The following is a 13,939-nucleotide window of genomic DNA, read 5'->3' as shown; positions in this document are numbered from 1 at the left end:
TCGGGACAGTGGCGTGGCCGGTCTGCCTGTGGCAGGCCGGTGTGTGTCGGATGGGGCGGCAGGTCACCGGGGGATGACCTGCCGGAGGGTGGAATCCGCCTGAGTGAGGGGGTGCGGATTCCGCCGCCACGACTTCAAGGGGGTGTCGTCGTGGTGGGTGAAACGGTGTTGCTGTCAGACTTCAGGCACTGGCGGTGTGGCAAAGTCGTAGGGCTTTGCCACGATGCCTCAGGCTTAATCTCCGAGCGTCGCTACCAAGATGGCCTTGATGGTGTGCATGCGGTTCTCGGCTTGCTCGAAGGCAATGCAGGCTTCGCTTTCGAACACGTCTTCGGTCACTTCAATGCCATTGGCCAGGTCCGGGTACTGGGCGGCGATTTCCTTGCCGACCTTGGTTTCGCTGTTGTGGTAGGCCGGCAGGCAGTGCATGAACTTGACTTGCGGGTTCTGTGCAGCAGCCATCAGCGCGGCATTCACTTGGTAAGGCTTAAGCAGGCGGATGCGTTCGGCCCACACTTCGGCCGGTTCGCCCATCGATACCCAGACGTCGGTATGGATGAAGTCAGTCCCCTTGACGGCTTCAGCAGCGTCTTCGGTCAGGGTGATGCGAGCACCGGTGCGGGCGGCGATTTCACGGCATTCGGCTACCAGTTCGTCGGTCGGCCACAGGTGTTTCGGGGCGCCGATGCGGACGTCCATGCCCAGCTTGGCACCAATCACCAGCAGGGAGTTGCCCATATTGTTGCGGGCGTCGCCCAGGTAGGTGTAGCTGATTTGCGAGATGGGCTTGTCGCTGTTTTCCCACATGGTCAGCACGTCGGCCAGCATCTGGGTGGGGTGCCATTCGTCGGTCAGGCCGTTGTACACCGGGACGCCGGCAAATTTGGCCAGTTCGTTCTCCACCATGTCCTGGTCGAAGCCACGGTATTCGATGGCGTCATACATGCGACCCAGCACGCGGGCGGTGTCTTTCATCGATTCCTTGATACCGATCTGCGAGCCGGACGGTCCGAGGTAGGTGACGTTGGCACCCTGGTCGTAGCAGGCTACTTCGAACGCACAGCGGGTGCGGGTGGAGGTTTTTTCGAAGATCAGGGCGATGTTCTTGCCCTTCAGGTGTTGCTGTTCGGTGCCGGTGTACTTGGCGCGTTTCAGGTCGCGGGCCAGGTCGAGCATGTAGCGGATTTCGCGCGGGGTGAAGTCCAGCATGCGGAGGAAGTTGCGGTTGCGCAGATTGAAGGCCATGGTAACACTCCTTGTTTCGGTGCCGGGTGGCGGGCTTGGCCGTCGCCACCGGGCGGTATTGATGTGCTTGGTGTGCTGCGGGTGCAGCGGTTTAAATCTTCACTTCGTCACGGATGATCGGGCAGGTCATGCAGTGACCACCGCCACGGCCGCGGCCCAGTTCGGAGGCCGGAATCTCGATCACTTCCACGCCGTGCTGACGCATCAGCTTGTTGGTGTAGGTGTTGCGGTCGTAGGCCACCACCACGCGGCGGTCCAGGGCCACCACGTTGTTGCCGTCATCCCATTGTTCGCGTTCGCGCTGGTAGGCATCGCCGGCGGTCTGGATGATGTGGACTTCCTTCAGGCCCAGTGCCTGGCGTACCACTTCGGTAAACGGTACGCCGTCGTGGCGTTCGAAACGGATTTCGCCTTCCTTGTCAGCGGCGTAGATGCTGGTGCAGACGATGTCGTTGACCACGTCCGGGAATACCGACAGCAGGTCGATATCCAGGAAGCTGAATACGGTGTCCAGGTGCATGGCGGCACGCGATTTGGGCATCTGGCAGGCAATCACACGGGTGGCGCCGCCTTGCTTGCCCAGCACGTTCCTGGCCACTTGCACCACGGCTTGCGGGCTGGTGCGTTCGCCCATGCCGATGAGCACCACGCCGTTGCCGATCGGCATCACGTCGCCGCCTTCCAGCGTGGCCGGGCCGTGGTTCTTGTCGCAATCGCCCCACCATACGTTGACCTTGCCGGCGAAGTACGGGTGGTGCTGGTAGATGGCTTGCAGGATCAGGGTTTCCTGACGGCGGGCCGGCCAGTACATCGGGTTGAGCGTCACGCCTTCATAGATCCAGCAGGACGGGTCGCGCTGGAACAGGCTGTTCGGGATCGGCGGGATGACGAATTCGGACTGGTCCAGATAGCCGCCGAACAGGCCTTTGGGGTCGAACGGCAGTTCAAACTTGGCGATACCGCCAATCAGGTGTTCGGACAGTTGGGCAGACGGCATTTCGTCCAGCCAGCTGCGCAGGTCGGTCAGCATGCCGATACCGACGTTGTCAGCCTTGACCTTGCGGTCCAGCAGCCAGCTGCGGGCGGCCTTGTCGTCCAGCACTTGGGCCAGGGCGTCGTGGGCTTCGATCACGTGGATGCCGCGGGCGCGCATCTGTTCAACCATGTAGGCGTGGTCTTTCTGGGCGCGTTCCACCCAGATCACGTCATCAAACAGCAGGTCGTGGCAGTTGTCGGGGGTGAGACGTTTGTGGGCCAGGCCCGGACGGCACACCATCACGCTACGCAGCTTGCCGCATTCGGAATGAACACCAAATTTGTTGGTCATGATGAAATCCTTTCAATCAGTAATTGCATAAACCTGTTTCCGTACACTCCCTTGCCTGGGCAAAGGAGTGAACAGCAAAAGGCTGGCTTCAGTTTTCGGTCTCGTAACGTTCTTTGATCTGCCAGACATACACTGGCAAACCCAGCATCAGCAGCAAAATCCCCCACATCACAATCTCGGCACCAGCACCAAACAGTGCCCATACCGCGTACAGAAAGCCCGTGGTGGAAAAGATCAGTGGCGCGGTGAAATCACGCCGACTGTATTTGCCTTTTTGCATCAGCATGATGGCCAGCAGCGCCATCGAGCAGAAGGCATAGGGCAGCAAGGTGGTAGCCGTGGCCAGCAGGATGATGAATTCAAAAATCTTCACCCCGCCCTCCCCGCCGGCGTATTTCATCGCCAGCAGCACCGTCACCAGGCCGCTTGACAGCAGCAGGCCGAACAGCGGCACACCCTGACGGTTGGTCTGGCCAAAGCGGCGCGGGAACAGCTGGTCCCTGGCGGCGGCATGGGGCACATGGGCTTGCATCAGGCTCCAGCCATTGAGTGCGCCAAAGCAGGACACCACCGCCCCCAGCCCTACCACCCAGTAGGCCCAGTCGCCCCACATCAGGCGGGCGGCATCGGCAAACGGGGCTTGCGAATTGGCCAGCATGGCCGGTGACATCACCCCCATCAGCGACACCGTGGACAGGATGTACAGCACGGTGGCCAGCAAGGTGCCAATGACGGTGGCACGCGGAATGGTCTTGCTGGGGTTGACCACATCACCGGCGGGAACCGAGGCGGACTCCAGTCCCAGAAACGCCCACAAGGTGAGCGCCATGGTGGCGGAAACCGAACTCAACAAGGGCTTGCCGTGCGGGTTGAACACCAGGTTTTCCGGGTGCATGTAAAAGAAGCCGATAAAGGTGACGGCTGCCAGTGGCACCAGTTTGAGTACGGTAGTCACCACCGCCACCAGGCCGGAACTGCGTGCACCGCGGCTGTTGATCCAGGTAACGGTCCAGATCAGGCCGATGGAAAATGCACCGGCCAGCAGGTTGTCATGCCCCAGTTGCGGGAAAAACACCTGCATATAGCTGGTGGCGGCCACCGCCAGTGCGGCGTTGCCGGCCCACAGGGCTATCCAGTAACCCCAGGCAATCCAGAAACCGGCAAAGTCGCCAAAGCCGGCATGGATATAGGCGTAAGGGCCACCCTCTTTGGGAATCATGGCGGAAAGCCGGGCAAACACCAGCGCCAGACAAATGGCACCGGCTGAGGTAATCGCCCAGCCGATCAGGGACATTCCCCCGTAGGGGGCTAGCGAAGCGGGAAGCAGGAATACACCGGAACCGATCATATTGCCCACTACCAGGGCGGTACACATCCACACGCCCAGGGCCGCTTTTTTTACATTGGTCTCGCTCATGGTCTTGTCTCCATCGAGGCCGAAAATCGAAGCTGTTAAAGAACGTGTTCTGTATGAGCTTCACAATATTAGTATTTAATTATTTTGTAAATATATTATTTACGCATATGTAATTCCATGTCGCGGTTTTGAACATGCACTGCGGCAAGACACACTGCAGGCGGTGGCAGACGCCAAAACGACTACGTCATCTCTATGGTTTAGGCGGTTTGCTACAGAATCACCATGTCCGACATCACAAAAGATGCGGGCAGGATGGCAGCTTAAGGACCGGTATCGGCAGCTGTAGAAGCAACAATGCCCGGCACAGGCCGGGCAAGCAGCAGGGAAAGGAACGGTGCTGACCGCTTTACAGCAGGCAGGGACCAACAGGTACAGCCGCCAGCGACCAGTTGGCCCTGGCCCACTGCCACAGTTCGGCGGCGCTCTGGCACTCGGCTGGTGGAACATGCCCCAGCCGGCACAGCGCCAGGCGCAGTTCACGGGCGACGGCAGCCCGGTCAATCGCCGGTGCCAGTGTCTGCTTGGACAGTTTCTCTCCGGCCGCATTCACCAACAGCGGCAAGTGGCAATAGCCGGGGGTGGGCAAACCCAGGCAGCGCTGCACATGGATTTGTCGCGGGGTGGATACCAGCAGGTCGGCACCGCGGACGATATCGCTCATTCCCTGCTCCGCATCGTCCACCACCACGGCCAGTTGATAGGCCCAGAAACCATCGGCGCGCAGTAGTACAAAGTCGCCGATGTCTGTCGCCAGGTTCTGCTGATACCGGCCTTGCAAACGGTCGACAAAAGCTACCGGGGCGTCATCCACCCGCAAGCGCCAGGCCTGGCTGTCGCGCTGGCTGCGGCAGCCGTCCCGACACCAGCCGGGATAGACATAGCCATCCACGCCGCGCCTGGCCACGCTGGTGATTTCCTTGCGCGAACAGCTACAGGGATAAACATGGCCGCTGGCAATCAGCTGCTGCAAGGCGGCCTGATACAGATGGTGACGCTGGCTCTGGTACACCACCTCGCCATCCCACTCGAAACCAAAAGCTTCCAGCGTGCGCAGGATGTCGTCTGCCGCACCAGGCATTTCGCGCGGTGGATCCAGGTCTTCCATGCGTACCCACCACTCACCACCCCGGCAACGGGCTTCCAGATAGCTGCCGACAGCAGTCATCAGGGAACCGGCATGCAGCAGGCCGGTGGGACTGGGGGCAAAGCGACCGCGATAGGGAATGACAGGCATGGCAACAGTTCTGGCAATCAATATGACAATGGGGGAGCAGGCAGGTGATTTCTGGTCGATAATAACCGAGTAAATTACTCAGTCATGCTGGCTGTATCACGTCTGACCCTGCCTTGCCAGCCGCTTGCCGCGCCACACGGCGCAGCACCGCAGGCAAACTTGTCATTATCAGGAGGAAGGTAAAGTGGCCTACGTTGTAACCGATGCCTGCGTCAAATGCAAATACACGGATTGCGTGGATGTCTGCCCGGTAGATTGCTTTCATGAGGGTCCCAACTTTCTCGCCATCGATCCGGACGAGTGCATAGACTGCACTCTGTGCGTGGCCGAATGCCCGGTTTCTGCCATTTATGCCGAAGATGACGTGCCAGCTGGCCAGCGCGTGTACATCCAGCTGAACGCGGAGCTGTCAAAGCGTTGGCCTACCATCACGGCCAGCAAGCCACCACTGCCCGACCATGCCGACTGGGCCGAGGTAACAGACAAGCTGCCACACCTGCAGCGCGACTGAATACGGAATCAGATGAACAGATCGATATCGCCACCAGGCTGAGAGGTGGTCTGACGGTCCAGCCGCTGGCGGTAGGCTGCTTCCTTGGACACCAGGGTGCGGCTACTCTTGAGCTTGCGCACCATTACCCGGCCATCACCCGGGAAGAAAAAAATCTTACGGGCAAAGCTGCCAAGCAGATCCTCCGCGAGTAGGGGGATCCCCTCACCTTTCAGATAAGCGCGGATAAAATCGCTGTTCTGCTCGCCGATATTCACCACCGACATCCCATCCAGCACATTGCCGGCACCAAACACCTTGGCTTCCAGCCGTTGACGCTGGGCTCCCAGTTTCTGCATGTCGGTAATCAGCAATTCCATGGCATTGACCCCAAAGCGGGCCGGCACGCCGGTCTGGCTATGCCAGTCGCTACCCTGCGGCAGCAGAAAATGGTTCATGCCATGCACCCCGGCGGCGCGGTCCATCAGGCATGCTGCCACGCAGGAACCCAGCAGGGTGGTCAGCATCAACCGCTGACGGGTGGCGAAATATTCGCCCGGCAGAATCTTGACTGCATCAATCTGAAACTGGCGGTCAAAATAGCGGCGTTCGGAGGGCTGATCGGTATACGTCATGCGCCCTCCTTCCCATGCGGCAGGCGCAGGCAGTCCATCACCTTGTCAGCCAGTTGCGACAGCGGATGCACATACATCACACCGCCATGCGCCACCGCCTCGCGCGGCATGCCGTATACCACGCAGCTGGCTTCGTCCTGGGCAAAGGTAATGGCCCCGCCCTGTCGCAGTTGCAACATGCCCTGCGCACCGTCCTTGCCCATGCCGGTAAGGATGACGGCAACGGTCTGGGCGGCCGCCAGGCTGGCTACCGAAGCAAACATCACATCCACGGACGGCCGATGGCGATTGACCGGCGGTCCCTGATCCAGGCAGATGACAAAGCCCTGTGTCCCCTTGCCCAGCCTCATATGGGAATGTCCGGGCGCAATATAGGCGGTGCCACGCAGCAGCGGCTCGCCATCTTCGGCCTCTTTCACATGCATGGCACACAGCTTGTCCAGCCGTTTGGCAAAAGACAGGGTGAAGCCTTCCGGCATGTGCTGGACAATCATCACCGGTGGGCCGTTGGCCGGCAGCTTGCCAAGAAACTCCTTGATGGCATCGGTGCCACCAGTGGAGGCCCCCACGGCGATGATGGCGTTCTGCCGCAGCAGGCTGGGGGCCAGCCGTGGCGACTCCAGCCTGGGCGCAGCAAACAAGGCCGGACGGCGCAGACGGGCAGCCGCCACCATGCGGATCTTGTCGCGAATATCGTCGGCATAGGACTGCATGGTATTGCTGACATCCAGCGTCGGCTTGGGCAGAAAATCCACCGCGCCCAGCTCCAGTGCGCTGAGGGTGGTTTCCGATCCGCTCTGGGTCAGCGAGGAAATCATCAGCACCGGAGTCGGGCGCAACCGCATCAGCCGACGTAAAAACTCCAGCCCGTCCATGCGTGGCATTTCCACATCGAGCGTGATCATGTCCGGGTTGGTTTCGCGAATGCGCTCGCGCGCGACGATGGGGTCGGAAGCAGTGGCCACCACTTCCATGTCTGCGGCCTCATTGATGATGCTGGTCAGCAGGCTGCGAATCAGCGCCGAGTCGTCCACCACCACGATTCTGATTTTACGGCTGCTGCTCGTGTTCATTTCACCCTCGCACAGTATGGTTTACCAGGCGATAAGCGGTCCGGCCACAGGACTGGAAGGCATCGCTCAAGTGCTGGATGTTTTCGGAATGCCCCAGGAACAGCAGGCCATCCGGCTGCAGACAATCGGCAAAATGCTGCAGGATGGCCGCCTGGGTAGGCTTGTCGAAATAGATCAGCACATTGCGACAGAAAATCACGTCAAAGCGCCCCATGTCGGGCCACTGTGCGGCAATCAGGTTGAACTGGTAGAACGACAGCTGGTCACGCACTTCGCGCCGGACGCGGATCTTGCCGGCATTACGGCCAACGCCGCGCAGGAAAAAACGCTTGAGCTGGGCCTCGTCCAGCGCCTTGGCCCGTTCGGCATCATAGATGCCATCCGCAGCATGGCTGAGCACCCGGGTGTCGATGTCGGAAGCCACCAGCTCCAGCCGCTGCCGGTTGAGTTGCGGCAGCGACAGCAGGGTGATGGCAATCGAATACGCCTCTTCCCCGGTGGAAACCGCTGCACTCCATACCCGGTATACCCGCTCCTGCCCGGCCCGTTCCATCGCATGTAGCCGCAGCAGATCAAAATGGTGTGGCTCGCGGAAGAATGCCGTCAGATTGGTAGTCAGTGCGTTGACGAAATGCTGCCACTCCGGGTCATTCCCGGCACCATCCAGCAAATCCAGATAATCGGAAAACTGGCGCATTCCCAGCTGGCGTACGCGCTTTACCAGCCGGGAATAGGCCATATGGCTCTTGCTGTCATTCAGCGCAATGCCCACACGCTGATACAGCATCTGCCGCAGGCGGCGGAAATCTGCCGCCGTGAACTTGATATCGCGTTCAGCGCTCATCAGGCCTGGTCGCAGCCATCAGAATTCTTCCCACTCATCATCATGCGATGACGGGCCCGGCAAGGTCTTGATACGCTCGGCATTCAGCGGCAAGTGCGCAGCAACCGGCCTCACCTGCTGGCCGTTATGATGGGCCAGACGCGCCGCCGGTGCCGACTCGCGATGCGACAGCCGGGGAGCGGACAGGCGAGCCGAGGCCGCATCCAGCCGGAAGATGGATACCGCGTCCAGCAGATGGCGCGCCTGTTCTTCCAGCGATTCAGCCGCGGCAGCGGCCTGTTCAACCAGTGCCGCATTCTTCTGGGTGTTTTCATCCATCTGCGTCACGGCCAGATTGACCTGTTCGATGCCGGAGCTTTGTTCGATGGAAGCGGCCGAGATATCACTCATGATGTCGGCCACTCGGCGGATGGAACCGACGATTTCGTCCATGGTACGCCCGGCCTCATCCACCAGTCGGCTACCAGATTCCACCTTGTCCACCGAGTTGCCAATCAACAGCTTGATTTCCTTGGCCGCAGCGGCCGAACGCTGGGCCAGATTGCGCACCTCGCTGGCCACCACGGCAAAGCCGCGCCCCTGCTCACCGGCACGGGCAGCTTCCACGGCGGCATTGAGCGCCAGGATATTGGTCTGAAAGGCAATGCCGTCAATCACGCTGATGATGTCGACAATCTTCTTGGCACTGTCGTTGATCTCGTTCATGGTGGACACCACATTGCCCACCACCTGGCCGCCCCGCGCGGCGATGTCGGATGCGCCGGTAGCCAGGGTATTGGCCTTCTTGGCGTTCTCGGCATTCTGCCGCACCGTACTGGTGATCTCTTCCATGCTGGACGCGGTTTCTTCCAGGCTGGCCGCCTGCTGCTCGGTACGGCCGGACAGATTGCTGTTGCCGGCGGCAATTTCCTGAGCTGCCGTATTGATGGCACCCGTGGCTTCCTGGATATTGCCGACAATGCCGCGCAGCCGTTCCACCGTGGCATTGGTGTCGGTTTTCAGCTGACCCAGCATGCCTTCGTAATCGTTCTTGATGGTGCGAGTCAGGTCGCCCTGCGCCAGCCCGCCCAGTACCGTGGCGATATCGCCCAGTGCCTGGCTGGTAACGCCCAGCAGTTGGTTCACTCCCTCGGACAGCACACGGAAGAAGCCGGTCTTGCCCTCCACCACCAGCCGCGAACCATAGTCGCCACGCGCAGCTGCATTGACGATGGCTTCGACTTCCTTCTCGATCAGCACTTCGCCGGTACGGTCCTTCCATTCCACCACGGTGCCCAGGCGCTCGCCATCGGTAGCAAAAACCGGGTTGGCGGTGAGCGAGAAATGTCGTCCGCCCACCACGATGTCAGCCTTGTAAGTGGCACGCAGATTAGCCAGCAGATCACGCTGGTGCGCCGGGTTGCGGTGGAATATGTCCATACTGCCGCCCAGCACATGACGGGCACTGAAATTGGGCAGCGCCTTGCGCAGGTCGGCTTCGGCTACCGACAGCATCTCGATCACGCTGTGGTTGAGGTAGATGATGTTGCGGTCATTATCGGCAATCATCACATTGGTGGTGACATTGTCCAGCGCGCTGCGGATACGAGCGTTTTCAGCAGCAATCTTGCGTTCAGCCTCGATACGCTGCTGTTCGGCTGCCTGTTGTGCCAGCTCGGCAGTGCGATCTATCCACTCCACGCCGTAGCCCAGACGGTTGCCGCTACTACCGTTGATGGGGGTGAGAATCAGGTTGAAAGTACGACCGCCGACATGGATGGTGCCATGGTGCGGATTGCGCAATTGCTGCATCAGGCCGCGTTGATGGCCGGGGTTGCGGTGGAACTGGTCAATATTGCTCCCCAGCAGCTTGTGGGCGGAAAACTGCGGCAGGTCGCGGCGGATATCGCTTTCAGCCTGGGCAAACATGTTTACCACCGACTGGTTGGCATACACCACATTGAAGTCGGTATCGGCAATCATCATATTGGTGGCGGCATGGTCCAGCGCATTGCGTACCCGGATGTTCTCCACGGCCTTGTCTGCGGCCTGCCGCATATAGGCAAACAGGCTGCTGCTGTCGCTGGCAGCCACGGTCAGCTCAGTGGTGACTTCCCCGGCAGCCAGCTCCTGCATCAGCTTGACGGCATCAGCAGGTTCGCCACCAATCTGTCGTAGCAGAGAACGACTGATCAGCCAGCCGGCAAGGATGGCAATCAGTACCGACGCTGCCATCAAGCCATTGAGCAGGATGCCGGCACTGTTGGCGCGAGCCAGCGTGCCTTCCGCTACCTGCTTGGCCAGTCCTTCCTCAAAATCGACGTAATTATTGATCGCCTTGATGTAGTCGATCTGGGTGGGCCGCAGGGTTTGCAGCAGGTAGTTCTTGGCGTCGTCTTCCTGCCCTGCCGCCAGCTTCTGGCGGAACTGCAACAGTTGCTGACGATAACCGGTTTCCTGTGTTCTCACCTTGTCGAACAATGCCTGACCTGCCGGTGGTACACCGCTGGAAAGGTGGGTCATCTGGGCAGATATCTGGCTCAAGGCATCATCGATCTGCTTGTACTGATCTCCCAGCACGGCCGGGTCCTTGGACAACAGCAGGGTGCGCGAAGCGCGCGCCGTGAGGTTGACGCCGTCCACTACCTTGTTGGCCTCGGATGCCCTGGGAACGTGGACGTTGGCAATTTCGTCAATGTCATCACGCAGATTGTGTATCTGTGCAATGGCCACGGCCATGGCAGCGATGATCACAGCAACCAGCAGGCCGAAACCCAGCAGCAAACGGTGTGTTACTTTCAGATTGTTCATGTTTCTTCTCTCCCAGACACCCTGTCGATCTCAGCTTCGGTCCGTCACGTCAACCAGCGCCATCTCTGCACTGCTCATCAGCCGTTCGATATCCACGATGATCACCATGCGCTCACCCTTGGTTCCCAGCCCCTCGATATAGGTGGTTTCCACCACGGAACCGAATTCCGGTGGGTCGCGCAGTTCGTCCTCGGCCAGCTGGATGACATCCGACACCCCATCCACCACCACACCAACCGTACGCTGGAAGATGTTGAGGATGATCACCACGGTAAAGGCGTCGTATACCGGCTCGCCCAGACCAAACTTGATGCGCATGTCGACAATCGGCACGATGCTGCCACGCAGATTGACCACCCCTTTGATGAAGGGCGGCGCATTGGCAATGCGCGTTACCGCCTCGTAACCGCGGATTTCCTGTACCTTGAGGATATCGATCCCGTACTCCTCCTGCCCTAGGGTAAACACCAGCAGTTCGCGCACTGCCTTGCTTTGCCCATGGTGGTACTCCAGTTGTTCTGTCATCGGCTCTGCCTTCCTCTAGGCCACATCACCCACCACCTGACGCATGGCTGCCGGAGGCGGGCGCTGCTTATGGCGGGCAATCACGGAGATATCCAGAATCAGGGCCACACGGCCATCCCCCATGATGGTGGCGCCGGAAATGCCCTCGACCTTGCGATAATTGGTTTCCAGATTTTTGACTACAAACTGCTGTTGGCCGATCAGCTCATCCACCAGCAAGGCCAGTTGCTGTCCGCCGGCTTCCACAATCACCAGAATGGCGCGGGTCGGGTCGGCGCGGGCCGCATCGGCGTGTCCAAAGAAGCTGGCCAGCGACACAATGGGCAGATACTGGCCGCGCACATTCACCAGCTGTCCCTTGCCCACCACGGTTTTCAGGTCCTGCGCCTGCGGCTGTAGCGACTCCAGCACAAAGCTGAGCGGTATGACATAGATGTCAGCTCCGATTCCCACCGACATGCCATCCATGATGGCCAGCGTCAGCGGCAGACGGATGCTGATGGTGGTGCCGAAATCCTGCATGGAATCAATGTCGATGCGCCCGCCCATGCCCTGGATATTGCGCTTGACCACATCCATCCCCACCCCGCGGCCTGAAACATCGGTCACTTCCGCTGCGGTGGAAAAACCGGCTTCGAAAATAAGCCCCCACACTTCGCTGTCGCTCAGGCTGTCCGACACCGGCATGCCACGCTCGCGAGCCTTGGCAAGAATGCGTTCACGGTTAAGCCCGGCACCGTCATCCGTCACTTCAATCGCAATGCTGCCGCCCTGATGAAAGGCACGTAGCGTCAAGCGGCCCACTGCCGACTTGCCCTTGGCCTGCCGCGCTTCGGGCGACTCGATGCCATGGTCCAGGCTATTACGCACCAGGTGGGTCAGCGGGTCGGCCAGTTTTTCGATGAAGCCCTTGTCCAGCTCGGTATTCTCGCCCACCATTTTCAGTTCGATCTGCTTGCCCAGTTTGCTGGCAAGATCACGCACCACACGCGGAAAGCGGTTGAAGACAAAGGCGATGGGAGTCATGCGAATGGACATCACGGCTTCCTGCAGTTCGCGCGCATTGCGCTGCATAGCGGAAATGCCACTGAGCAGGCGTTCATTCTGTACTGCATCCAGCGTCTGGCTGGATTGCACCAACATGGACTGCGTAATCACCAGCTCGCCCACCAGGTTCAACAGCAGATCAACCTTGTCGATGTTTACCCGGATGGAGTTTTCCACCGCAGGGGCAGTCCGCTCGGCCCGCGCGGACACTGGCTGGCTGGCCGCTACTGGCGCAGCAGTGGCTGTCTCTGGCTGCAATGGCGCAGGGCCGGATACCAGAGGGGCGAACAGACCGAAGCCCTCTTCCTCATGCGCCATGCCCGCCGCAGGTGTGCTGGCAGCAGCGGCGATGGGGGCAAACAGACCAAAGCCATCTTCTTCATGCAGCATCTCAACGGCAGTAGATGCTGCGGGCAACGGTTCGAACAAGCCGAAGCCTTCGTCCCCCCTTACTGAGGCTGCTACTGTTGCATCGGTTTCCAGCGGAGCAAACAGGCCGAAACCGTCATCCTCAAAAACAACGTCCGGGGCGTCCGCGCCCGGACTCCCCTCCAGGCTGGATGACAGAAAAAGACCGAAGCCCCCTTCATCCTGCTGACCATGGTCAACCGTGATGCGAAAATGCGCCGGAGCAATGGAGAAGGCAAGCGACTCGGCCACCTCATCCGCCTGCAATGCCGAGGTGAAAACCAGCACCCAGGGCTGCGACTGTTCGCTACTGCCTGGCTGGACCACCGTCATCTCGCCCAGTGCCGATAGCGACTGCAACAATGCCGCGTAATCCACCTCGGACAGGTGGTCCAGCTCCACGTACAGCGTATGGCTGGAAACTGCGTCGGCAGGCGTGGCAGCAATAGCCGTAGGCAGAGCGACAGCAGCGGCATGACTGCCGTCACCCACCAGTGCTGCCAACCGCTGCTCCACATCGGCAACACTGCCCGGATCAACCGCAGCTGCGCCTCGATGGGCTGCCAGCATGCCGGACAACACATCTTTGGATTGCAGACAGGCATCCACCATCTCGCTGGTCAGCATCATGCTGCCCTTGCGCACCTTGTCCAGCAGGTTTTCCAGAATGTGGGTCAGTTCGGCCAGATCGGCAAAACCAAAGGTGGCTGCGCCCCCCTTGATAGAGTGGGCGGCCCGAAAGATGGCGTTGAGGTCTTCGCTGTCCGGCAAGGCAAGATCAACTGCCAGCAGCACTGACTCCATGGTGGCCAGATGTTCGTCGGTTTCATCAAAAAACACCTGATGAAACTGCGACATATCGATTGACACGATGCTTCCCCTTGCTTCGCAAGCCTGCGCG

Annotated in this window: 11 protein-coding genes; 1 reads left to right on the top strand and 10 read right to left on the bottom strand. The window is 60.0% G+C overall.

All coding sequences use genetic code 11. From position 1 onward, the window contains the following. Nucleotides 1-234 precede the first annotated feature (234 nt). From GSR16_RS04410 to gluQRS, 4 genes are all read right to left on the bottom strand, one after another. Nucleotides 235-1,245 carry an ornithine carbamoyltransferase gene (locus tag GSR16_RS04410; RefSeq protein ID WP_159875327.1) on the bottom strand — a complete coding sequence of 337 codons (1,011 nt, stop codon included), beginning with the start codon at nucleotides 1,243-1,245 and terminating at the stop codon, nucleotides 235-237. A gap of 91 nt (nucleotides 1,246-1,336) precedes the next feature. Then, complete coding sequence (locus GSR16_RS04405; RefSeq protein ID WP_159875326.1) at nucleotides 1,337-2,572, bottom strand: arginine deiminase; 1,236 nt, start codon at nucleotides 2,570-2,572, stop codon at nucleotides 1,337-1,339. An 88-nt stretch (nucleotides 2,573-2,660) separates the two neighbouring features. After that, entirely contained in the window at nucleotides 2,661-3,989 is a 1,329-nt protein-coding gene (locus tag GSR16_RS04400; RefSeq protein ID WP_159875325.1) for an amino acid permease, read from the bottom strand. Nucleotides 3,990-4,338: 349 nt separating this feature from the next. Continuing rightward, entirely contained in the window at nucleotides 4,339-5,226 is an 888-nt protein-coding gene (gene gluQRS, locus GSR16_RS04395) for a tRNA glutamyl-Q(34) synthetase GluQRS (RefSeq protein ID WP_159875324.1), read from the bottom strand. 184 nt (nucleotides 5,227-5,410) lie between these two features. Between gluQRS and fdxA the strand changes: the two genes are divergently transcribed. Then, nucleotides 5,411-5,737 (top strand): ferredoxin FdxA, encoded by a 327-nt coding sequence (fdxA, locus tag GSR16_RS04390; RefSeq protein ID WP_159875323.1) that lies wholly within the window; start codon nucleotides 5,411-5,413, stop codon nucleotides 5,735-5,737. Between the two features lie 8 nt (nucleotides 5,738-5,745). On the opposite strand, the gene cheD is transcribed toward fdxA, so the two are convergent. The 6 genes from cheD to GSR16_RS04360 are packed head-to-tail and all read right to left on the bottom strand — an operon-like array spanning nucleotide 5,746 to nucleotide 13,908. After that, nucleotides 5,746-6,351: a chemoreceptor glutamine deamidase CheD gene (gene cheD, locus GSR16_RS04385; RefSeq protein WP_159875322.1), complete on the bottom strand. Its 606-nt coding sequence runs from the start codon at nucleotides 6,349-6,351 to the stop codon at nucleotides 5,746-5,748. After that, nucleotides 6,348-7,424, bottom strand: coding sequence for a protein-glutamate methylesterase/protein-glutamine glutaminase (locus tag GSR16_RS04380; RefSeq protein ID WP_159875321.1), 1,077 nt, complete (start codon nucleotides 7,422-7,424; stop codon nucleotides 6,348-6,350). The genes cheD and GSR16_RS04380 overlap by 4 nt, the downstream gene beginning before the upstream one ends. Before the next feature lies 1 nt (nucleotide 7,425). Beyond that, the gene (locus GSR16_RS04375) at nucleotides 7,426-8,268 is read right to left on the bottom strand and encodes a CheR family methyltransferase (protein ID WP_159875320.1); all 843 of its coding nucleotides are present in this window, start codon (nucleotides 8,266-8,268) and stop codon (nucleotides 7,426-7,428) included. Nucleotides 8,269-8,286: 18 nt separating this feature from the next. After that, entirely contained in the window at nucleotides 8,287-11,058 is a 2,772-nt protein-coding gene (locus tag GSR16_RS21400; RefSeq protein ID WP_159875319.1) for a methyl-accepting chemotaxis protein, read from the bottom strand. A gap of 30 nt (nucleotides 11,059-11,088) precedes the next feature. Next, entirely contained in the window at nucleotides 11,089-11,583 is a 495-nt protein-coding gene (locus GSR16_RS04365; RefSeq protein WP_159875318.1) for a chemotaxis protein CheW, read from the bottom strand. A 15-nt stretch (nucleotides 11,584-11,598) separates the two neighbouring features. Continuing rightward, nucleotides 11,599-13,908: a chemotaxis protein CheW gene (locus GSR16_RS04360; RefSeq protein WP_159875317.1), complete on the bottom strand. Its 2,310-nt coding sequence runs from the start codon at nucleotides 13,906-13,908 to the stop codon at nucleotides 11,599-11,601. Nucleotides 13,909-13,939 lie beyond the last annotated feature (31 nt).

The organism is Aquitalea denitrificans (genome assembly GCF_009856625.1).
Lineage (GTDB): Bacteria > Pseudomonadota > Gammaproteobacteria > Burkholderiales > Chromobacteriaceae > Aquitalea > Aquitalea denitrificans.
The sequence above is the reverse complement of the archived record's forward strand: the minus strand, read 5'-3'. Positions and strand labels throughout refer to the sequence as shown.